Here is a 20147-nt window from a genome sequence, read left to right as displayed (position 1 = left end):
AGATCGAATGGCCTTTTTATATGAGGTGTTTCAAACACCACAAAACCAATGTGGGAGTGGGCTTGCTTGCGAAAGCGCTGTGTCAGTCAACGAATATGTTGAATGTAAAACCGCTTTCGCGAGCAAGCCCGCTCCCACATTTGATCGTATTTCAAGCGTCAGCTTTTGACTGACTTCCAGATTTTGCTGACAACCATCACACCCGCCAACACCACCGCACCCGCGACAATCCCCGCCACTGCATTGAGCAATGTCGGCACGATAAACCCGGCACCACCCGCCCCTGCACTGATGGTTTCAATCCAGTGATGCACCACCGGCACGCCGTGGGTCAGAATCCCGCCGCCGACCAGGAACATCGCCGCCGTGCCGATCACCGACAGGCTTTTCATCATGTACGGCGCTGCACGCAGAATCCCGCCGCCAATGCTTTTAGCCATCTGCCCGGGTTTCTGGGTCAGCCAGAGGCCGAGGTCATCAAGCTTGACGATCCCGGCGACCAGGCCATAGACGCCGATGGTCATGACGATCGCAATCCCCGACAGCACAATGACTTGTTGCGTCAGGGAGGCGCCAGCCACGGTGCCCAGGGTGATGGCGATGATTTCCGCCGACAGGATGAAGTCAGTGCGGATGGCACCCTTGATCTTGTCCTGCTCGAACGCCACCAGATCGACCGCCGGATCGGCCACGGCCTCGACCAGTTCGGCATGTTCGGCCTGTTCTTCAGCCTGGCTGTGCAGGAATTTGTGGGCGAGTTTTTCGAACCCTTCGAAACACAGGTAAGCGCCGCCAATCATCAACAACGGCGTGACCAACCATGGAATGAAGGCGCTGATGGCCAACGCCGACGGTACCAGGATCAGTTTGTTCAAAAACGAGCCCTTGGCCACCGCCCATACCACCGGGATCTCGCGCTCGGCACGCACACCGGAAACCTGCTGGGCATTGAGCGCCAGATCGTCACCGAGCACGCCAGCGGTCTTCTTGGCGGCCATTTTGGTCATCAACGCCACATCGTCGAGTACCGCGGCAATGTCGTCGATCAGTAACAGCAAACTGCTTCCTGCCATGAATCGGGTTTCCTTCTTCAGTGAATGCCGCGCAGCATAGCGCGGCCCAACGTGTGGTGGGGCATTCTTGAGCGCCGCGCGAGGCCGGTGCTACCATGCGCAACCGCCAGAACAGGCAAGGAACCCCCTGGTTTATGAGCACCATCCGCGAGCGCAACAAACAACTGATCCTGCGTGCCGCCAGTGAAGAATTTGCCGACAAGGGCTTCGCTGCGACCAAAACCAGTGACATCGCAGCCAAGGCGGGATTGCCCAAGCCCAACGTCTACTACTACTTCAAATCCAAGGAAAACCTCTACCGCGAGGTCCTGGAAAGTATCATCGAGCCGATCCTGCAGGCGTCGACACCGTTCAACGCCGACGGCGTGCCCAGCGAAGTGCTGAGCGGCTACATTCGCTCAAAAATCCGCATCTCCCGCGACTTGCCCTTTGCCTCCAAGGTGTTCGCCAGCGAAATCATGCACGGCGCCCCGCACCTGAGCGCCGACCTGGTCGAACAGCTCAACGGCCAGGCCAAGCACAACATCGACTGCATCCAGACCTGGATCGACCGCGGGCAGATCGCCCCCATCGACCCCAACCACCTGATGTTCAGCATCTGGGCGGCGACGCAGACGTATGCCGACTTCGACTGGCAAATCACCGCCATCACCGGCAAGGCCAAGCTCGATGAAGAGGATTATGAAGCGGCGGCGCAGACGATTATCCGGCTGGTGCTGAAGGGGTGTGAGCCGGACCGTTAAACCGCAGCGCACCTATCGCCAGCAGGCTGGCTCCCACAGTGGATCTCTGACACTCACATAATCCTCTGTGGGAGCCAGCCTGCTGGCGATAGGGGACGACTCGGTTTTGGTTCAAACCCAGATTGCATCCCACAGCGGATAGTCGCCAAGCCGCCCTACCAACCCGGCCCGCAATGGGTTAGCCACAATATACCGAGCGACTTTTACCAGGTCCTCTTCACGACGCAGCGCTCGATCATGAAAACCTCGCTGCCAAAGACTGACGCCACGACCGGTAGACAGATTCACTGCCTTGGTACTCAACGACTTGGTCCTTTGCATCAGTCCAGCCAGCGAGCCCTGCTGCAATTCGATCAGCCAATGAAAATGGTCCGGCATGACGACCCAGGCCAGTGAGTTTGCACAACCTTGGTCCTGCGCAGCGCGAAGTTGCGAGACGACTAATCTGCCCAAGGTGAAGTCCTTGAAAACAGGTTCTCGGTCGAGTGTTTTTGTCGTTAAGAGATAGATGCGGCTTTGCTCGGCGTAGCGGCCGATGCGCAGACGGTTTGAAGCAGGTAAATCCGGCATTCCTTTGCCCTTTTCATGATGAAATCAAAAAGAGCCTAGCCTTGTGACCACAGAAAGGCGGGGCGGATTTTTGGCAGGATGTGTCTGGTAGCCGCCATCGCCAGCAGGCTGGCTCCCACAGTTTATCTCTGACACTCAGATAATTCTCTGTGGGAGCCAGCCTGCTGGCGATAGCGGTGTATCAATCACCCATTAATCAAGCCGTCACCCCCGCATCCGCCCGCAACCCCAGCGCCTCGATCGCGGTGATCGCGCACTGTTCATCAACATCCGACAGATCCCCGCTGATACCCAACGCTCCCAGCACGTTGCCGCCCTGATCGCGAATCAGCACACCACCCGGTGCCGGCACGACGCTGCCCTGCCCCAGGCTGTTCAACGCGGCGATGAACGCCGGACGTTGTTGCGCGTCCAGTGCCAGCAGGCGTGAGCCTTTGCCCAGGGCGATGGCGCCCCAGGCTTTGCCGATGGCGATCTGCGGGCGCAACAGGCTCGCACCGTCTTCGCGTTGCAGGGAAATCAGGTGTCCGCCGGCATCCAGGACGGCGATGGTCAAGGGCGCTGCGGAGATTGCACGCCCTGCGGCGATGGCTTGACTGGTCAGGTTGACTGCAACTTTCAAGGTTAAAGCGCTCATGGTGCTGTCCTCATTTTGTTATAGGGAAAGCCGTTGGCCTTCTTTTTGTTCAGAAGTCCGATGCAATAAATAGAACACAATGAGTTATTTTTTTGTATACAATAATTCTAGAAAAGCGCCACATGCGACGAAAAGCCACAGTCCAATGGGCTTCCGACGAATGAAACAGTCGCTTGAGAAAATGGATTGACCTGCGCCGTCCGCCGTGAATACACTCTGCGCAAAGCCACTTGTATACAATTACAAAACGTAAGAGGCACAAAACCATGAGCAAAATGAGAGCAATCGAAGCCGCCGTTCTGGTGATGCGCCGCGAAGGGGTTGATACCGCTTTTGGCATCCCGGGCGCCGCTATCAACCCGCTGTACTCCGCCTTGCAGAAGGTCGGTGGCATCGATCACGTCCTCGCGCGCCACGTCGAAGGTGCCTCGCACATGGCCGAGGGTTACACCCGCACCAAGGCCGGCAACATCGGCGTGTGCATCGGCACTTCCGGCCCGGCCGGTACTGACATGGTCACCGGGCTCTACAGCGCCTCGGCCGACTCGATCCCGATCCTGTGCATCACCGGGCAAGCACCCCGCGCCCGTATGCACAAGGAAGACTTCCAGGCAGTCGACATCACCGCCATCGTCAAGCCAGTGACCAAGTGGTCGACCACTGTCATGGAACCGGGCCAGGTGCCTTACGCGTTCCAGAAAGCCTTCTATGAAATGCGCTCCGGCCGCCCAGGCCCCGTGCTGATCGACCTGCCGTTCGACGTGCAGATGGCAGAAATCGAATTCGACATCGACGCCTACGAGCCACTGCCGCTGGCCAAGCCCACTGCTAACCGCGTGCAAATCGAGAAGGCCCTGGCCATGCTCGACCAGGCCGAGCGCCCACTGTTGGTCGCCGGTGGCGGCATCATCAACGCCGACGCCAGCGAGTTGCTGGTGGAGTTCGCCGAGCTGACCGGTATCCCGGTGGTCCCGACCCTGATGGGCTGGGGCACCATCCCGGACGATCACCCGTTGATGGTCGGCATGGTTGGCCTGCAAACCTCGCACCGCTACGGCAACGCGACGATGCTCAAGTCCGACCTGGTGCTGGGTGTCGGTAACCGTTGGGCCAACCGTCACACCGGTTCCATCGACGTTTACACCGAAGGCCGCACATTCATTCACGTCGACATCGAACCGACCCAGATCGGCCGCGTGTTCACCCCGGACCTGGGCATCGTTTCCGACGCCGCAGCCGCGCTGACCGTGTTCATTGAAGTCGCTCGCGAATGGCAAGCCGCCGGCAAGCTGAAAAACCGCAGCGCCTGGCTGCAAGACTGCCAGCAGCGCAAATCCAGCCTGCAGCGCAAGACACACTTCGACAACGTGCCGGTCAAGCCGCAACGGGTTTACGAAGAGATGAACCAGGTGTTCGGCAAAGACACCTGCTACGTCAGCACCATCGGTCTGTCGCAGATTGCCGGTGCGCAGTTCCTGCACGTCTACAAGCCGCGCCACTGGATCAACTGCGGTCAGGCCGGCCCTCTGGGCTGGACCATTCCGGCGGCACTGGGCGTGGTCAAGGCCGATCCGACCCGCAAGGTCGTGGCGCTGTCGGGCGACTATGACTTCCAGTTCATGATCGAAGAATTGGCGGTGGGCGCGCAGTTCAAACTGCCGTACATCCACGTGGTGGTGAACAACTCGTACCTGGGGCTGATTCGTCAGGCGCAGCGCGGTTTCGACATGGATTATTGCGTGCAACTGTCCTTCGACAACCTGAACGCGCCGGAACTCAACGGTTACGGTGTCGACCACGTCGCGGTGGCTGAAGGCCTTGGCTGCAAGGCGCTGCGCGTATTCGAACCGGGTCAGATCCAGCCTGCCTTGCGCAGGGCTCAGGAGCTGATCGAAGAGTTCAAGGTGCCGGTGATCGTCGAGATCATCCTGGAACGCGTGACCAACATTTCCATGGGCACCGAGATCAACGCCGTCAACGAATTCGAAGACCTGGCGCTGGTCGGCAACGACGCGCCAACGGCGATTTCGTTGCTTGATTAACAACTGATCGCTCTCCTTGTGGGAGCGAGCCTGCTCGCGATGAGGCCGGCACATTCAGCATTGATGTGACTGACCTGGCGCTATCGCCAGCAGGCTGGCTCCCACAGGGAACCTGCACAATTTTACGGGAGACCACCATGCCGCGTTTCGCAGCCAACCTGTCCATGCTGTTTACCGAGCAGGATTTTCTTGCCCGCTTCGAAGCGGCCGCCAAGGCCGGCTTCAGTGGTGTCGAGTACCTGTTCCCTTACGACTTCAGCTCCGCCGATATCAAAGCCAAGCTCGACGCCAACGGTCTGACCCAAGTGCTGTTCAACCTGCCGGCCGGTGACTGGGCCAAGGGCGAACGCGGTATCGCCTGCCTGCAGGACCGGGTTGAAGAGTTCCGCGCCGGGGTCGACCTGGCCATCGCTTACGCCAAAGTACTCGGCAACACCCAGGTCAACTGCCTGGCCGGCATCCGTCCACAAGGCGTCGACGCTGCCAGCGTGGAAAAAACCTTCGTCGCCAACCTCAAGTACGCCGCCGACAAGCTGCAAGCGGCGGGCATCAAACTGGTGATGGAAGCGATCAACACCCGCGACATTCCGGGTTTCTACCTGAACAACACGGCGCAAGCCCTGTCGATTCGCGAACAGGTCGGCAGCGCCAACCTGTTCCTGCAATACGACATCTACCACATGCAAATCATGGAGGGCGACCTGGCCCGCACCCTGCAATCGCACCTGAGCGAAATCAATCATGTGCAATTGGCGGATAACCCAGGACGCAACGAACCGGGCACCGGTGAAATCAACTACCGCTTCCTGTTCGAACACCTGGACCGCATCGGTTATCAGGGTTGGGTTGGCTGTGAGTACAAGCCGCTGACCACCACGGAAGCGGGTTTGGGCTGGCTGAAAACCCATAACGCGATCTGACACAGATCCCTGTGGGAGCGGGCTTGCTCGCGAAAGCGGTGTGTCAGTCGACACGGACGCTGAATGTCATACCGCTTTCGCGAGCAAGCCCGCTCCCACCAAAAGCAGTTCTCCTATTTGCTTGAAGCAGCAACAAAAACAAGAGGATTTTCTCATGGCTAAAATCGGATTTATCGGCACCGGCATCATGGGCCACCCAATGGCGTTGAACCTGCAGAAAGCCGGTCACAGCCTGTTCCTGTCGGCGCACCACGACGCTGCCCCGGCCGACCTGATCGCCGCTGGCGCCGTCGCGCTGGCGAACCCGAAAGAAGTCGCGCAAGAAGCCGAATTCATCATCGTCATGGTCCCGGATACCCCACAGGTCGACGACGTGCTGTTCCGCGCCGACGGCATTGCGGCGGGTGTTGGCAAAGGCAAAATCGTCATCGACATGAGCTCGATTTCGCCTACCGCCACCAAAGCCTTCGCGGCCAAGATCAACGAGAAAGGCGCGCAGTACCTCGACGCGCCGGTGTCCGGCGGTGAAGTCGGTGCCAAGGCGGCGACCCTGAGCATCATGGTCGGCGGCGATGCAGACGCCTTCGAACGCGCGCTGCCGCTGTTCCAGGCCATGGGCAAGAACATCACCCTGGTCGGTGGTAACGGCGACGGTCAGACCGCGAAAGTGGCGAACCAGATCATCGTTGCGCTGAACATCCAGGCCGTGGCCGAAGCCCTGTTGTTCGCGGCGAAAAACGGTGCCGATCCAGCCAAGGTGCGTGAAGCGCTGATGGGCGGTTTCGCTTCGTCGAAGATCCTCGAAGTGCACGGCGAACGCATGATCAAGGGCACCTTCGACCCAGGCTTCCGCATCAGCCTGCACCAGAAGGACCTGAACCTGGCCCTGCAAGGCGCCAAGGAGCTCAACATCAACCTGCCGAACACCGCCAATGCCCAGCAGGTGTTCAGCACCTGCGCGGCCATCGGTGGCAGCAACTGGGACCACTCGGCACTGATCAAGGGCCTGGAACACATGGCGAATTTCTCGATTCGCGATAAGCACTAAGCCCTGACTGAACCTGTGGGAGCTAGCCTGCTAGCGATGAAATCGACGCGGTGTGTCTGATAGACCTCTGCGCCTGAATCGCCAGCAGGCTGGCTCCCACAAGGACCCCGAGTTGCTCCACCCCCAATAACAAGAATTCCGGGAGCCCGCCATGTCGGTCGATCCGCAACAATTCCTGCGCGAGCTGTTCGCCACAGCCATCGACGCCGCCCATCCGCAGCACGTCCTCGAAGCCCATTTGCCTAAAGATCGCAGCGGTCGGGTGATCGTCATCGGGGCCGGCAAAGCCGCGGCGGCCATGGCTCAGGTGGTCGAGCGTTGCTGGCAGGGTGACGTGTCCGGTCTGGTCGTGACGCGTTACGGTCACGGCGCCCCGTGCGAAAAAATCGAAGTGGTCGAAGCGGCTCACCCGGTGCCCGATGCGGCCGGACAAGCCGTTGCCAAGCGCGTCTTGGAACTGGTCAGTAACTTGACCGAAGACGACCGTGTGATCTTCCTGCTCTCAGGTGGTGGCTCTGCCCTGCTTGCGCTTCCGGCCGAAGGCATCACCCTGGCCGACAAGCAATCAATCAACAAAGCCCTGCTCAAATCCGGCGCGACCATCGGCGAGATGAACTGCGTGCGCAAGCACCTCTCGGCGATCAAGGGCGGCCGTCTCGGCAAAGCCTGCTGGCCTGCCACTGTGTATACCTACGCGATTTCCGATGTGCCGGGCGACCTCGCGACCGTCATCGCTTCCGGCCCCACCGTGGCCGACCCGAGCACTTCCGCCGAAGCCCTGGCGATCCTCAAGCGCTACAACATTGAAGTCCCGGCTTCGGTGCGCAACTGGTTGCAAAGCCCGGAATCGGAAACCGTCAAACCCGGCGATCCGAGCCTGGCGCGCAGTCATTTCCAATTGATCGCCCGCCCACAGCAGTCGCTTGAAGCCGCTGCGGTGAAAGCCCGCCAGGCGGGTTTCAGTCCGCTGATCCTCGGCGACCTGGAAGGCGAATCCCGCGAGGTGGCCAAGGTCCACGCCGGCATCGCGCGTCAGGTTGTGCTGCACGGTCAGCCTTTGGCGGCGCCGTGCGTGATCCTCTCCGGTGGCGAAACCACCGTCACCGTGCGCGGCAATGGTCGTGGCGGACGCAACGCCGAATTCCTCCTGAGCTTGACCGACAGCCTCAAAGGCCTGCCCGGCGTCTACGCGCTGGCCGGTGATACCGACGGCATCGACGGCTCCGAAGACAATGCCGGCGCGATCATGACCCCGGACAGCTACGCCCGCGCCGCCGCCCTCGGTCTGAGCGCCAGCGATGAACTCGACAACAACAATGGCTACGGCTATTTCGAGGCGCTGGACGCCCTTATCGTCACCGAACCGACTCGCACCAACGTCAACGACTTCCGCGCCATCCTGATTCTCGAGAGCACAAAAAATGACGCCTGATAAAAAGGTCAAAATCCTCGCCACCCTCGGCCCGGCCATCGACGGGATCGAAGACATTCGTGAGCTGGTGCAAGCCGGGGTCAACATTTTTCGGCTGAACTTCAGCCACGGCGATCACGCCGACCATGCGCAGCGTTATCAGTGGATTCGCGAAGTCGAGCGCCAGCTGAATTATCCGCTGGGGATTCTGATGGACCTGCAGGGCCCGAAACTGCGGGTCGGCAAGTTCGCCCAAGGCAAAGTGCAGTTGCATCGCGGCCAGGCTTTTCGCCTGGACCTGGATCCTACGCCGGGTGATGAGCGCCGGGTCAATCTGCCCCACCCGGAGATCATCGCCGCACTGGAGCCGGGCATGGACCTGCTGCTGGACGACGGCAAGCTGCGCCTGCGGGTGATCACCAAGTACGTCGACGCCATCGACACCACGGTGCTCAATGGCGGCGAACTGTCCGACCGCAAAGGCGTGAACGTGCCGCAAGCGGTGCTGGAGTTGAGCCCGCTGACGGCCAAGGATCGTCGCGACTTGAGCTTCGGTCTGGAACTCGGCGTGGACTGGGTCGCGTTGTCGTTCGTGCAGCGTCCGGAAGACATTCGCGAGGCGCGTGAACTGATCGGTGACAAAGCATTCTTGATGGCGAAAATCGAGAAGCCCTCGGCGGTGACGCAGTTGCGCGAGATCGCCGAGTTGAGCGATGCGATCATGGTCGCGCGCGGTGATCTGGGCGTGGAAGTCCCAGCCGAAAGCGTGCCGCAGATTCAGAAAAACATTATCAGCACGTGCCGCGAGCTCGGCAAACCGGTGGTGGTGGCGACGCAGATGCTCGAGTCGATGCGCTTCTCCCCGGCCCCGACTCGTGCCGAGGTCACCGACGTGGCCAACGCCGTGGCCGAAGGTGCCGATGCGGTGATGCTGTCGGCGGAAACCGCGTCCGGCGAGTACCCGCTGGAAGCCGTGCAGATGATGAGCAAGATCATCCGCCAGGTGGAAAACGGCCCGGACTACCAGGCGCAACTGGACGTGAGTCGGCCGAAAGCCGAGGCCACTGTTTCCGATGCCATCAGCTGCGCGATTCGTCGTATCAGCAATGTGCTGCCGGTGGCGGTGCTGGTGAACTACAGCGAGTCCGGCACCTCGAGTTTGCGTGCTGCGCGAGAACGGCCGACGGTGCCGATCCTGAACCTGACGCCGAACCTGCAGACCGCTCGCCGCTTGACGGTGGCGTGGGGCGTGCACTCGGTGGTCAACGATCGCCTGCGGCAAGTGGATGAGGTGTGTTCGACGGCGCTGGAGATCGCCCAGGCTCAGGGCATGGCGCAGCGTGGCGACACATTGTTGATCACCGCAGGTGTGCCGTTTGGGCAGCCGGGGTCGACTAACTCCTTGCGCATCGAGACGTTGATTTAGCGCTCTCACCGGCCCCTTCGCGGGCAAGCCTCGCTCCTACAGAAATACGCTATCCCAGTAGGAGCGAGGCTTGCCCGCGAAGAACGATGACACGGTCCCCCTGATATTGATAAAAATGCCTGCCAACCATTTCAACACCCATTGCCCCGACTGGGCGGAAGCTTTGCTTAACGGCTTCAGTCAAATATTCCTCCAGCGTAATCCGCTGTGCGGCCTGCTGTGCCTCAGCGCCATCCTGTTTACCGCGCCCGCCTTATTGGGCGGTGCATTGCTCGGCGGTGTCGCCGGGTTGCTCACCGCGCAACGCCGCAACTATGCCAAGGCTGATCGTCAGGCAGGGTTGTTCAGCTACAACGGCGTGTTGCTCGGCCTGCTGCTGAGCCTGTATTTCCCCTGGTCGGCGATGATGCCGCCGCTGATTCTGGCCGCAGGTGGCCTGAGTGCGATGCTCACCCAACAGTGGCTCAAGCGCGCCCGAATCAGCCAATACCTCCCCGCCTACACCACGCCATTCGTAGGGCTGAGCTGGTTGCTGCTGTGCTTCGCCACGCCCTCGACACAGGCGCACTTGATCGAAATCAACACGCTGAACATGCTCGCCGCCCCCTTCAAAGGCGTCGGCCAGGTAATGTTTCTCGGTCATCCGCTGGCCGGTGCGATGATTGCCGCCGGTTTGCTGATCGCTGATCGCCGTGCATTCTGCTGGGCGTTGTTCGCGTCTGTCGCGGGCATGAGCTGGAGCCTGCTGCACCACGATTTCTACAGTGCATTGCTCGGTCTGGGTGGCTATAACGCCGTACTCGCCGCCCTGGCCTTCAGCTCTCAGCGCCAGCAGCCGTGGCTGCCACTGGTCGGCATTGCCTTCGCACTGTGGCTGACGCCGATGTTTGCCGCCATCGGCCTGCCCACGCTGACCGCGCCGTTCATCCTCGCCTGCTGGCTGATCCGCACGGCTGTTCAAATACTCGGTAACGCCACGGGCGCCAATGCGCCTTGCGCTACCGGGGAGAATCAACCTAGGCTTCGCTGATTCTCGGTTCAGGCGTTTTCCATGGATAGCAGCAAAAACTGGCGTGAAGAGCTTTACGTCATGGTGTTTCAGAGCGACACCAAGGCCGGGCGGCGCTTCGACGGCATTCTGCTGTTGATCATCCTCGCCAGCATTGTGATCGTGATGCTCGACAGCATCGACAGCGTTCACCAGAACTACGCCAACGTGCTGGCGTACATCGAATGGGGCTTCACCGTCATTTTCGCCATCGAATATGGCCTGCGCCTGTACTGTTCGCCCAAGCCGTTGCGCTACGCGTTCAGCTTTTACGGGCTGGTGGATTTGCTGGCCATCGTGCCCGGCATCCTCGCGCTGTATTACGCCGATGCGCAATATTTGCTGATCATCCGGATCATTCGGATGCTGCGGATTTTCCGCGTGCTCAAGCTCAGCCCGTACCTCAAGCAAGCCAATTACTTGATGGCGGCGTTGCGCGGCAGCAAGCAGAAAATCGTGGTGTTCCTGGTCAGCGTCTGCACGCTGGTCACGGTGTTCGGCACCCTGATGTATGTGATCGAAGGCCCGGAACACGGCTTTACCAGCATTCCCAAAGGCATCTACTGGGCCATCGTGACGCTGACCACCGTGGGCTTTGGCGACATCGTGCCCAAGACGCCTTTAGGCCAGGTGATTTCGTCGCTGGTGATGATCACCGGTTACTCGATCATCGCCGTGCCGACGGGCATCTTCACCGCCGAACTGGCCAACGCCATGCGCGGTGAACAGCTGCAACACGACTGCCCGGTGTGCAAGAAGAACAGCCACGAACATGGGGCGGCATTTTGTTCCCGTTGCGGCAATGCACTGTTCAAGAAACTGGAATAAGCAAAGTGCTTTTTAATCTTTAAAGGACTATGCGAGCCCAGTTATAGTCGCTGGCAAATTGCCTCATTTTTAAATAGAACAAGGAATTCGCAGTGAAAAAACTCTTTGGCGCCTCACTTCTGGCCGCTGGCCTGGCACTGACCAGCGTGGCTCAGGCCGCACCGACGTTGCTCAACGTTTCCTATGACGTGATGCGCGATTTCTACAAGGACTACAACACTGCGTTCCAGAAACACTGGCAAGCCGAGCACAACGAAAACATCACCTTGCAGATGTCCTTCGGCGGCTCCAGCAAACAGGCGCGTTCGGTGATCGATGGCTTGCCGGCTGATGTCATCACCATGAACATGGCCACCGACATCAACGCCCTGGCGGACAACGGCAAACTGGTCCCGGACAATTGGGTCACGCGCCTGCCGAACAACAGCGCGCCGTTCACTTCGGCGACGGTGTTCATCGTTCGTAAAGGCAACCCGAAAGCCCTGAAAGACTGGCCGGACCTGCTCAAGGACGGCGTGCAGGTGATCGTGCCGAACCCGAAAACCTCGGGCAACGGCCGCTACACCTACCTCTCGGCCTGGGGTTATGTGCTGAAGAATGGCGGCGACGAGAACAAGGCCAAAGCCTTCGTCGGCAAGCTGTTCAAACAAGCGCCCGTGCTGGACACCGGCGGCCGCGCAGCCACCACCACCTTCATGACCAACCAGATCGGCGACGTGCTGGTGACCTTCGAAAACGAAGCGGAAATGATTGCCCGTGAGTTTGGTCGCGATCAGTTCGAAGTCATCTACCCAAGCGTTTCCGCCGAGGCAGAGCCGCCGGTGTCCGTGGTCGACAAAGTCGTCGAGAAGAAAGGCACCCGTGCCGCAGCCGAGGAATATTTGAAGTACCTGTGGTCGCCGGAAGGTCAGGAAATTGCGGCCGCGAATTACCTGCGCCCGCGTGACCCGGCGGTGCTGGCCAAGTACACCGATCGTTTCCCGAAAGTTGATTTCCTGTCGGTAGAGAAGACCTTTGGCGACTGGCGGACTGTGCAGAAGACTCACTTCAATGATGGTGGGGTTTTTGACCAGATTTACAGCGGTCAGTGATCGCTGAGCTGCAATGAAAAAGGCGACCTGAGCAGGTCGCCTTTTTTTATGCACATTCGAACCGAACACAAAACCAATGTGGGAGCGAGCCTGCTCGCGATGACGGCGGCACATCCAACATTGGTGTGACGGACATGTCGTCATCGCGAGCAGGCTCGCTCCCACAGGGGATTTGCGTTGAGGCTGTTACATCGGTGGTGTCACCCCGTCCTTGCCGGCCGAGATGGATTGCGCGGTCAGCGTACCGTCAGCGCTTTGGGTGACGAACGTCACGATCTTCACCCCCACTTTCAGCAAGCTGCGATCCCCCGGCACCAGGTTGACGATCGGCACGTCCTCCGGCACCAGGATTTTTTGCTGGCCGCCCTTGTAGTTGACGGTCAACACCCGGCCGTTGCTGACCACCAGGTCGCCGACGCTGCCATTGGTCATGCTGCTGCCCTTGGCCAGATCGAAAGGTCGATGGCCGTCGCCGCTGCCGGCCAGTTCCGGTGGGAATACGTGGACTTCCAGGGCTTTGAGGGTGCCGTCCTCCTGCGGCACGGCGGCGGAGCCGATGTAGCTGCCAGGTTTGATGTCTTCGATATTGGCCAGGGTCACGGCGCGGACTTTGGTGTCCTGGGTCAAGTTGATCACCACGTTTTCGCCGCTGTTGACGTGGACCTTCAACACGTCGGGGCTGACGCCGGTAATCTCGCCGCGCACACCGATGCGCGTGCCTGGCGCGTCAGCAGCCTGCGCGAGACCTGCTGTGAACAAGGTGATCAAGGTAAGCGCTGAAGCGCCGCGAATCAGATGACGGAACATCGCGTTCATGGAAGTGCCTTCCGGTAATGAATCGTGAAGAGACAACATAAGCACGCTATCGAATTAGATGTAAGTGAATGTATCATCAGACATCACTGTTTTGACGCAAGGTTCATCGAGGGGCATCACAGACGTCCGTCACTCATTCCGCAAAGGAATGATTGCTATCACTCCAATCCCACTTCCGCCGTTCCGGTCAGCCCATTAGCCTGCGCGCATTCCTTCTGTTCAGCGAGACACGTTATGAACCCAGCAACCCAGGTGCCCCACGGCACCGCGACAATGACCCGTGGCATGGTGCTGCTGTTCGCCTTTTGCTGCGGCGCGATCGTCGCCAACATCTATTACGCTCAACCGATCATCGGCCTGATCGCGCCGGACATCGGCCTGACCAGCACCATGGCGAGCTTCATCGTTTCGCTGACCCAGATTGGTTATGCGCTCGGTCTGTTCTTTCTGGTGCCGCTGGGCGATCTGCTGGAAAACCGCCGGTTGATGATCATCACCACCGTGGTGGCGATTGCCAGTTTGCTGGGCGCGGCCTTTACCGATCAGCCGAACGTGTTTTTGTTGATCTCGTTGCTGGTGGGTTTCAGTTCGGTGTCGGTACAGATCCTGATTCCGCTGGCGGCGCATCTGGCGCCGGAAGAATCGCGTGGCCGTGTGGTCGGCGGGATCATGGGCGGTTTGCTGCTGGGGATTCTCCTGGCGCGCCCGGTGTCCAGCGTAGTGGCCGACCACTTCGGCTGGCGGGCGATGTTTGTCATTGCGGCGGCGTTGATGGCCGCGATCAGCATCGTGCTGGCCCTGACCATTCCAAAGCGCCAGCCTGACCACAGCGCGTCTTATGGCCAGTTGTTGGGGTCGCTGTGGACCCTGTTGCGGCAACAACCGGTATTGCGTCAGCGTGCGTTTTACCAGGGTTGCATGTTCGCCACGTTCAGCCTGTTCTGGACCGCCGTGCCGCTGGAGCTGGCGCGCAATCATGGCTTGTCGCAAACCCAGATCGCGCTCTTCGCCCTGGTCGGCGCCATCGGTGCCATCGCCGCGCCCATCGCCGGTCGCCTCGCCGATGCCGGCCACACCCGTATCGCGTCACTGCTGGCCCTGCTGTTCGCCAGCCTGAGTTTCCTGCCCGCCTTCATCCATCCGGCCTACAGCGTCATCGGCCTCGCGGTGACGGGCGTGGTCCTCGACTTCTGCGTGCAAATGAACATGGTCCTCGGCCAGCGCGCCGTCTACGCCCTCGACGCCAAGAGCCGCAGCCGCCTGAATGCGCTATACATGACCAGCATTTTCATCGGCGGCGCGTTTGGTTCTTCGGTAGCCAGTGCGGTGTATGAGCATGGTGGCTGGTTGTGGATCGTGATTGTCGGCAGCGCGTTTCCGTTGTTGGCATTGTTGCGGTTTTTGAGTGTTTCGGAAAAGCGTTCGCTCGCTACCGCGTGAACCGTCGAAAAGCATCGCGGGCAAGCCCGCTCCCACAGGGTTAGCGAATAACCTGTGGGAGCGGGCTTGCCCGCGAAGGCGATATGACTGATGCCACTCAATGCCGAACCAACTTCTCCATCGCCGCATCCGCCAGAAAGGATGAGCGGCTTTTGACATTGTGCTCGCGCACATACCGGTCAATGCGCTGAATCACGTACCCCGGCAGTGTCACATTGACCTTCTCGGTCTTGCCCATATAGGGCGAGATGTCCAGCTCCAGCATTCCCCAGCCCATCTCGGCAAACTCTGGATTGCCACGGTGCGCAGCCGCAGACGTCGGCATGGGAATCGGCTCCCCGTCAGCCGTCATCTCTTGCAGCATGATGTGGGCGATTTCCACCGCCGCGTTGTAGGCATCTTCAAAGGTATCGCCGGCCGTAACCGCGCCAGGGATATCGGGGATCTGAATACCGATGGCGGTGTTCTCGTCGCCCCACTCGATACAGATTGGATATTGCATTATGGATCTCCTGCGTAACTGGCTTGCGGGCAGTAAAGCCCGGCTCGCCTCCTGATGCTTTTGACCGTCCCGATCGGCAAATCCTTTTTCGGATGGGGAACGGGAATCGTGTAGGGGTTGTAACGGTGAGTGAAGATGTGATGACTGCCAGTGACCCTATCCAGCGTCCAGCCCGCCTCTATCAGTTCCTTGATCAATAACCTGCTCTGCACCACCAGCCTCCTTGCTCCGGCCTAATAAAAGTAACCCTAGAGTTATCTTTACTCAAGCACAAAAATCCGGATTACGACGCTCGGTTGTTTTACAGAGTGTGATTAGGGCCGCGCCCGGCGTGATTCGTTACGCCGAGGTCAACCCGGATTACACTCAACGGCCGGAGCCTGCTGCGATGCTGGATGCGATTCGCCGCTAACGCTGACAACATCGCTCCCACAATTGATCTCCGACAGCCATCAGATTTACACAAGGACTTTGGATGGACCGCCTGGCCGCAATGGAAACCTTCGTCTACGTGGTGGAAACCGGTTCGTTTTCCGCCGCCGCACGACGCCTGAATATCGGCCAGCCCGCCGTGTCGAAAACCATCGCGCAACTGGAAACACGGCTGGCGGTTCGGCTGCTGTTGCGCTCCACCCGTGGCCTGACGCCCACCGAAGCCGGCCTGGCGTTTTTCGAACGGGCCAAGCGTGCCATCGAAGAAGCCGATGAGGCCGACAATGCCGCTCGCGGTGCCGCCAGCGGCCTGACCGGCACCCTGCGCATCTGCGCCGCCGTGACCTTCGGCCGGCTGCACATCGTTCCGCACCTGGGGCCGTTTCTCGAGCAGAACCCGCAGCTGAACATCGACCTGATGCTGGATGATCGCAACGTCAATCTGGTGGAAGAAGGCGTCGATGTTGCCCTGCGGATGGGCGCGCAAAGCGATTCAGGCCTCACTGCCCGCAAGATTGCCGAATGCCGGCGCGTGGTACTGGGGACGCCTGCCTACTTCGAAAAACACGGCGAACCCGGTTGCCCTGCCGATCTGAGTAAACATCAAGCAGTCGTTTATTCCCTGGGCGGCGGTGCCCATTGGCAGTTCCAGAAGGCCAGCGAAGAGCAGTCAGTCATCGTCAGCGGCAAGATCCGCGTCAACGCCGCCGAAGGTCTGCGTGCAGCCGTGTTGGCCCATCAGGGGCTGACCCTGGCGTCCGAATGGATGTTCGCGCCGGAGTTGGCCAACGGTGACGTCAGGGCAGTAATGACGGACTGGACGCTGGCCAATCAGGACCTGTGGGCGGTGTTTCCGACCGGAAGAATGGCCAGCGCGAAGGCGCGGGCGTTTGTGGAGTATGTGCAGGGGTTGTTGGCTCAGAAGAGCTGATTCAATTCTTTCAGCGCCTAAAGCACCCACCCATCAAATCCAACCCTGACATTCCCCGGCAGCTCACTGCGGTGCTGCATCAACCACGCATCCAGCGTATGCCCGACATGCGTCAGCACCGCCAACGCCGGATGCAGCTCCTCGATACAGCGCAACGCCAGGTTCAGGTCGTTGTGGTTGCGTGGCGTCTGTGCCTGCGGCGGTATCGAGCAATCGATGACCAGCAGATCCAGCGGTTCGCGTTGCAACCGGGCTGTTGTGGCTGGCGGCAGGCCAACGGTGTCGGTCAGGTACGCGATCCGTCGTCCCTCGCCTTCCAGCAGGTAACCAAGGGTCGGTTTTGAGTGTTGCAGCGGCAACGCCGTGACGCTGAGCGTGCCGAACAGTCGGGTTTCGAAGGCGCTGAACGGTTGGCTGAAATCGAGAATACCGGGATGTTTGTAGAGATCGGCCAGGCCTTCCGGGTCCACCGGGCCGTGCACCGGAATCACCAAGCCCTGGCCCCAGCGCAGGTGCAGCAAACCCTGGGCATGATCGGCGTGGTAGTGGGTCTGGAAAATGCCGTTGAAGCTGCGCGGCGGGAAGCGTTCGGTCAGGTCGGGCAGGCCGCTGTCGATCAGCCAGCGTTGATCGCCGCATTCGATCAACGCGCTGCACGGGCGGCGCTTGCGGCGTTCATCGGTGCGGGCCAGGTTGCAGGCCGCGCACTCGCAGCCGTAGACCGGCACCTGCCGGGCGTCACCGGTGCCCAGTAATGTCAGGCGCATACGGCTTGCCCGTCGACGCAGGCCAGTAGCGTTTCGACGGTGTACTGCAGCGGCCCGGAGTTGTCGATCAGGCACAACGCCGGATCATTGCCTTCGAGCAGGCGCTCACTGAAACGCACATTGCGCGCCAGCCGCGCCTCAACCTCGGCGACGGATTCACGCCCCCGCGCCAGCAAGCGCTGACGCAACACGGCTTGATCCACGGAAAGCAACACCACCAGCACGTTCGGATAACGCAGACGAGTGGCCGGCAGATGGCCGCGCGAACCATTGACCAGCACGTCCTGCCCCGCTGCCAGCCAATCGTCAATTTCGCGAGGGATGCCATACGCCAGACCATTGGCGTGCCAGCTCAGGGCAAACGCACCCCGAGCCTCCATCTCGGCGAACTGTTGCGCACTGACGCCCAGCGCCGCCTCCCCGACGGCTTCCGCCGAACGCGTGATGACCCGCCGCACAATGCGGCAACCGCGTTCGTCCAACCGCGTTCGCGCGGCATCGAGCAGGCTGTCTTTGCCCGAGCCCGAAGGGCCGATGAGATAGATCAACCTGCCCGCCATCAAAACACCCTCTTCGCTTGTCGCCAGACTTGTTGCACCACCGGCAATCCGTCTTGAGTTTTGGCTTGCAGCAGATCCGCGCGCAAGCCGACAGCAATCTCGCCGCGATCACTCAACCCTGCCGCTCGGGCCGGTGCCAACGTGACCATGCGCACTGCTTCGGCCAGGTCGCACTGATTGTCCAGGGCCGCCAAAGCAAACGCCGCTTGCAGCAGACTCGCCGGGTAGTAGTCGCTGGAAAGAATATCCAGCAACCCTTCAGCGGCCAAGTCTGCGGCGGCGACGTTACCCGAGTGAGAACCGCCGCGAACGATGTTCGGTGCGCCCATCAGCACGCTCATGCCCACTTGCTGGCAGCCGCGCGCCGCCTCAATCGTGGTCGGGAATTCGGCGATGGTCATGCCGTAGCGCGCCGACTCTTCGACGTGCTCCAGGGTTGCATCGTCATGACTGGCCACCGACAGACCACGCGCCAGGCAATGTTCGACAATCGCCGCGCGATAGCGGGTGCTGTACTCGCGGGAGTTGGCCTTCTGCAGGACGATGAATTCATCCATCAGCGCCGTGCTCAGGTGGTACTTGCCCATGTAGTACTCACGGTACTTGGACTCCAGAACGAATTGACGCTGGCCCGGCGAGTGGTCCATCACCGACACCAGTTGCACCAGCGGATGCTCCACCAGATCCCGGAACACGCTCAGGGTGTCGGGGTGGCAGAGCTCGCAACGCAGGTGCAGACGGTGCTCGGCGCGGGTCAGCCCGGCGTCGGATGCGCCGGAAATTGCCTCCAGCATCGCCGGCAATTTCTGCATGCGATTGCCCTTGGGGTTCACATCGCCGATGGACACCGCATCGAACACCGTGGTGATGCCGGCCGCGATGATTTGCGCGTCGTGGCTGAGCACCGCCGAGGTCGACGGCCAGTCCACGCCGGGGCGCGGGGTCATGTGGCGTTCGAGGTTGTCGGTGTGCAATTCCACCAAACCCGGTAGCAGGAAATCACCGTTGAGGTCTTGCGCCTGAGGCAACCGGCTCGGGCCTTCGGCGATGTCGGCGATCAAGCCTTCACGCAGCACCAGGGTGCCGAGAAACACGCGGTCAGCGGTGACCAGTCGGGCATTGCTGAGGATCTGTTCAGCGGGCATCGGCGTATTCCTCGTTGTTCACGGCAGCAGGGGTCATGTCGAAATGGCGATCGGCAACCGCCTCACGGGCAGCGCGGTCATGGAAAATGCCGATTAACGCGGCACCCGCCTCTTTTGCTTCATTCATCAGTTCCAGCACCACCTGGCGATTGGTCTCGTCGAGGGAAGCGGTGGGTTCGTCCAGCAACATCACCGGCCAGGCCACCATGAAGCCACGGGCGATGTTGACCCGCTGCTGCTCGCCACCGGAGAAGGTGCCGGGCGCCAATGGCCACAAACGTTGAGGAATATTCAGTCGACTCAGCAATAACTCGGCGCGCGATTGCGCCAGCGACCTGGACCAGCCGCGAGCCAGCGCCGGCTCCATCACTACATCCAGACACGCCACGCGCGGGATCACCCGCAGAAACTGACTGACATAGCCCAGCGTCTGCTTGCGCACCTGAAGAATGTCCCGGGGCTCGGCGCCCACCAGCTCCAGCCAACGGCCCTGATCCTGCACGCGGATGCTGCCGCCCGCTGGCAGATAGTTGCCGTAAAGAGTACGCAACAAGGTACTTTTACCGGCACCGGACTGGCCATGCAGCACCAGGCATTCGCCGGCTTGCACACTGAAATTCACCCCGCGCAGCACGTTCAGGACCACGCCATTGTGTTGATGCAGGGTGAAGGTTTTCGAGAGGTCACGGACCTCGATCAAGGTATTCATCGCTCGTA

General features: G+C 60.5%; 21 protein-coding genes. 11 read left to right on the top strand and 10 right to left on the bottom strand.

What is annotated here, in order from left to right; translation table 11 throughout:
- Positions 1 to 158 precede the first annotated feature (158 nt).
- On the bottom strand, positions 159 to 1073 hold the full coding sequence (locus tag ACA057_RS08265; protein WP_497347387.1) for a DUF808 domain-containing protein: 915 nt from the start codon (positions 1071 to 1073) through the stop codon (positions 159 to 161).
- A gap of 134 nt (positions 1074 to 1207) precedes the next feature.
- Here ACA057_RS08265 and ACA057_RS08260 point away from each other — a divergent pair, with 134 nt between their 5' ends.
- On the top strand, positions 1208 to 1816 hold the full coding sequence (locus ACA057_RS08260) for a TetR/AcrR family transcriptional regulator (protein ID WP_401358417.1): 609 nt from the start codon (positions 1208 to 1210) through the stop codon (positions 1814 to 1816).
- Positions 1817 to 1927: 111 nt separating this feature from the next.
- Here the strand turns inward: ACA057_RS08260 and ACA057_RS08255 are convergent, their stop codons facing one another.
- Together ACA057_RS08255 and ACA057_RS08250 are read right to left on the bottom strand one after the other, a co-directional pair.
- Positions 1928 to 2386, bottom strand: coding sequence for an REP-associated tyrosine transposase (locus tag ACA057_RS08255; protein ID WP_497347385.1), 459 nt, complete (start codon positions 2384 to 2386; stop codon positions 1928 to 1930).
- Between the two features lie 196 nt (positions 2387 to 2582).
- Positions 2583 to 3023, bottom strand: a complete 441-nt coding sequence (locus ACA057_RS08250; RefSeq protein ID WP_497347383.1) for a GlcG/HbpS family heme-binding protein — start codon at positions 3021 to 3023, stop codon at positions 2583 to 2585.
- Between the two features lie 266 nt (positions 3024 to 3289).
- Here ACA057_RS08250 and gcl point away from each other — a divergent pair, with 266 nt between their 5' ends.
- The 8 genes from gcl to ACA057_RS08210 all read left to right on the top strand — a co-directional run bounded on the left by gcl (position 3290) and on the right by ACA057_RS08210 (position 12837).
- Positions 3290 to 5065 (top strand): glyoxylate carboligase, encoded by a 1776-nt coding sequence (gene gcl, locus ACA057_RS08245; protein ID WP_497347381.1) that lies wholly within the window; start codon positions 3290 to 3292, stop codon positions 5063 to 5065.
- A gap of 137 nt (positions 5066 to 5202) precedes the next feature.
- Complete coding sequence (gene hyi / locus ACA057_RS08240; RefSeq protein ID WP_497347379.1) at positions 5203 to 5985, top strand: hydroxypyruvate isomerase; 783 nt, start codon at positions 5203 to 5205, stop codon at positions 5983 to 5985.
- Between the two features lie 154 nt (positions 5986 to 6139).
- Complete coding sequence (locus ACA057_RS08235; protein ID WP_497347377.1) at positions 6140 to 7033, top strand: 2-hydroxy-3-oxopropionate reductase; 894 nt, start codon at positions 6140 to 6142, stop codon at positions 7031 to 7033.
- A 151-nt stretch (positions 7034 to 7184) separates the two neighbouring features.
- On the top strand, positions 7185 to 8465 hold the full coding sequence (locus ACA057_RS08230; protein WP_497347375.1) for a glycerate kinase type-2 family protein: 1281 nt from the start codon (positions 7185 to 7187) through the stop codon (positions 8463 to 8465).
- Positions 8455 to 9870: a pyruvate kinase gene (pyk, locus tag ACA057_RS08225; RefSeq protein ID WP_497347373.1), complete on the top strand. Its 1416-nt coding sequence runs from the start codon at positions 8455 to 8457 to the stop codon at positions 9868 to 9870. Before ACA057_RS08230 ends, pyk begins: the two co-directional genes overlap by 11 nt.
- Before the next feature lie 115 nt (positions 9871 to 9985).
- Positions 9986 to 10900, top strand: a complete 915-nt coding sequence (locus tag ACA057_RS08220) for an urea transporter (RefSeq protein WP_497347371.1) — start codon at positions 9986 to 9988, stop codon at positions 10898 to 10900.
- A 21-nt stretch (positions 10901 to 10921) separates the two neighbouring features.
- Positions 10922 to 11746, top strand: a complete 825-nt coding sequence (locus tag ACA057_RS08215; protein ID WP_497347369.1) for an ion transporter — start codon at positions 10922 to 10924, stop codon at positions 11744 to 11746.
- 92 nt (positions 11747 to 11838) lie between these two features.
- Positions 11839 to 12837 (top strand): sulfate ABC transporter substrate-binding protein, encoded by a 999-nt coding sequence (locus ACA057_RS08210; RefSeq protein WP_401358405.1) that lies wholly within the window; start codon positions 11839 to 11841, stop codon positions 12835 to 12837.
- A gap of 186 nt (positions 12838 to 13023) precedes the next feature.
- On the opposite strand, the gene ACA057_RS08205 is transcribed toward ACA057_RS08210, so the two are convergent.
- Positions 13024 to 13653 carry a hypothetical protein gene (locus ACA057_RS08205; RefSeq protein ID WP_497347367.1) on the bottom strand — a complete coding sequence of 210 codons (630 nt, stop codon included), beginning with the start codon at positions 13651 to 13653 and terminating at the stop codon, positions 13024 to 13026.
- Between the two features lie 234 nt (positions 13654 to 13887).
- On the opposite strand from ACA057_RS08205, the gene ACA057_RS08200 reads away from it, so the two are divergent.
- Complete coding sequence (locus ACA057_RS08200) at positions 13888 to 15093, top strand: MFS transporter (protein WP_497347365.1); 1206 nt, start codon at positions 13888 to 13890, stop codon at positions 15091 to 15093.
- A gap of 97 nt (positions 15094 to 15190) precedes the next feature.
- On the opposite strand, the gene ACA057_RS08195 is transcribed toward ACA057_RS08200, so the two are convergent.
- Both ACA057_RS08195 and ACA057_RS08190 read right to left on the bottom strand, forming a co-directional pair.
- Entirely contained in the window at positions 15191 to 15595 is a 405-nt protein-coding gene (locus ACA057_RS08195) for a type II toxin-antitoxin system HicB family antitoxin (protein ID WP_497347363.1), read from the bottom strand.
- A complete protein-coding gene (locus tag ACA057_RS08190; protein WP_497347361.1) occupies positions 15595 to 15807 on the bottom strand; it encodes a type II toxin-antitoxin system HicA family toxin in 213 nt (70 codons plus the stop codon). The genes ACA057_RS08195 and ACA057_RS08190 overlap by 1 nt, the downstream gene beginning before the upstream one ends.
- Positions 15808 to 16070: 263 nt before the next feature.
- Between ACA057_RS08190 and ACA057_RS08185 the strand changes: the two genes are divergently transcribed.
- Positions 16071 to 16958 (top strand): LysR family transcriptional regulator, encoded by an 888-nt coding sequence (locus ACA057_RS08185; RefSeq protein WP_497347359.1) that lies wholly within the window; start codon positions 16071 to 16073, stop codon positions 16956 to 16958.
- Positions 16959 to 16975: 17 nt separating this feature from the next.
- On the opposite strand, the gene phnP is transcribed toward ACA057_RS08185, so the two are convergent.
- The 4 genes from phnP to phnL are packed head-to-tail and all read right to left on the bottom strand — an operon-like array spanning position 16976 to position 20139.
- A complete protein-coding gene (gene phnP / locus ACA057_RS08180) occupies positions 16976 to 17725 on the bottom strand; it encodes a phosphonate metabolism protein PhnP (protein ID WP_497347357.1) in 750 nt (249 codons plus the stop codon).
- Positions 17716 to 18285 (bottom strand): phosphonate metabolism protein/1,5-bisphosphokinase (PRPP-forming) PhnN, encoded by a 570-nt coding sequence (gene phnN, locus ACA057_RS08175; RefSeq protein WP_497347355.1) that lies wholly within the window; start codon positions 18283 to 18285, stop codon positions 17716 to 17718. Before phnN ends, phnP begins: the two co-directional genes overlap by 10 nt.
- Positions 18285 to 19430 carry an alpha-D-ribose 1-methylphosphonate 5-triphosphate diphosphatase gene (locus ACA057_RS08170; RefSeq protein WP_497347353.1) on the bottom strand — a complete coding sequence of 382 codons (1146 nt, stop codon included), beginning with the start codon at positions 19428 to 19430 and terminating at the stop codon, positions 18285 to 18287. Before ACA057_RS08170 ends, phnN begins: the two co-directional genes overlap by 1 nt.
- Positions 19420 to 20139 carry a phosphonate C-P lyase system protein PhnL gene (phnL, locus tag ACA057_RS08165; protein ID WP_497347351.1) on the bottom strand — a complete coding sequence of 240 codons (720 nt, stop codon included), beginning with the start codon at positions 20137 to 20139 and terminating at the stop codon, positions 19420 to 19422. The genes ACA057_RS08170 and phnL overlap by 11 nt, the downstream gene beginning before the upstream one ends.
- Positions 20140 to 20147 lie beyond the last annotated feature (8 nt).

The sequence above is a fragment of the Pseudomonas sp. LBUM1661 genome (assembly GCF_059695925.1).
This window is presented reverse-complemented; position numbering and strand designations above follow the sequence as displayed.

Excerpts from the sequence above, each read along its gene's own strand:
- ACA057_RS08265 (WP_497347387.1), bottom strand. The coding sequence starts at position 1,073 with ATGGCAGGAAGCAGTTTGCTGTTACTGATCGACGACATTGCCGCGGTA.
- ACA057_RS08260 (WP_401358417.1), top strand. The coding sequence starts at position 1,208 with ATGAGCACCATCCGCGAGCGCAACAAACAACTGATCCTGCGTGCCGCC.
- ACA057_RS08255 (WP_497347385.1), bottom strand. The coding sequence starts at position 2,386 with ATGCCGGATTTACCTGCTTCAAACCGTCTGCGCATCGGCCGCTACGCC.
- ACA057_RS08250 (WP_497347383.1), bottom strand. The coding sequence starts at position 3,023 with ATGAGCGCTTTAACCTTGAAAGTTGCAGTCAACCTGACCAGTCAAGCC.
- gcl (WP_497347381.1), top strand. The coding sequence starts at position 3,290 with ATGAGCAAAATGAGAGCAATCGAAGCCGCCGTTCTGGTGATGCGCCGC.
- hyi (WP_497347379.1), top strand. The coding sequence starts at position 5,203 with ATGCCGCGTTTCGCAGCCAACCTGTCCATGCTGTTTACCGAGCAGGAT.
- ACA057_RS08235 (WP_497347377.1), top strand. The coding sequence starts at position 6,140 with ATGGCTAAAATCGGATTTATCGGCACCGGCATCATGGGCCACCCAATG.
- ACA057_RS08230 (WP_497347375.1), top strand. The coding sequence starts at position 7,185 with ATGTCGGTCGATCCGCAACAATTCCTGCGCGAGCTGTTCGCCACAGCC.
- pyk (WP_497347373.1), top strand. The coding sequence starts at position 8,455 with ATGACGCCTGATAAAAAGGTCAAAATCCTCGCCACCCTCGGCCCGGCC.
- ACA057_RS08220 (WP_497347371.1), top strand. The coding sequence starts at position 9,986 with ATGCCTGCCAACCATTTCAACACCCATTGCCCCGACTGGGCGGAAGCT.
- ACA057_RS08215 (WP_497347369.1), top strand. The coding sequence starts at position 10,922 with ATGGATAGCAGCAAAAACTGGCGTGAAGAGCTTTACGTCATGGTGTTT.
- ACA057_RS08205 (WP_497347367.1), bottom strand. The coding sequence starts at position 13,653 with ATGAACGCGATGTTCCGTCATCTGATTCGCGGCGCTTCAGCGCTTACC.
- ACA057_RS08200 (WP_497347365.1), top strand. The coding sequence starts at position 13,888 with ATGAACCCAGCAACCCAGGTGCCCCACGGCACCGCGACAATGACCCGT.
- ACA057_RS08195 (WP_497347363.1), bottom strand. The coding sequence starts at position 15,595 with ATGCAATATCCAATCTGTATCGAGTGGGGCGACGAGAACACCGCCATC.
- ACA057_RS08185 (WP_497347359.1), top strand. The coding sequence starts at position 16,071 with ATGGACCGCCTGGCCGCAATGGAAACCTTCGTCTACGTGGTGGAAACC.
- phnP (WP_497347357.1), bottom strand. The coding sequence starts at position 17,725 with ATGCGCCTGACATTACTGGGCACCGGTGACGCCCGGCAGGTGCCGGTC.
- phnN (WP_497347355.1), bottom strand. The coding sequence starts at position 18,285 with ATGGCGGGCAGGTTGATCTATCTCATCGGCCCTTCGGGCTCGGGCAAA.
- ACA057_RS08170 (WP_497347353.1), bottom strand. The coding sequence starts at position 19,430 with ATGCCCGCTGAACAGATCCTCAGCAATGCCCGACTGGTCACCGCTGAC.
- phnL (WP_497347351.1), bottom strand. The coding sequence starts at position 20,139 with ATGAATACCTTGATCGAGGTCCGTGACCTCTCGAAAACCTTCACCCTG.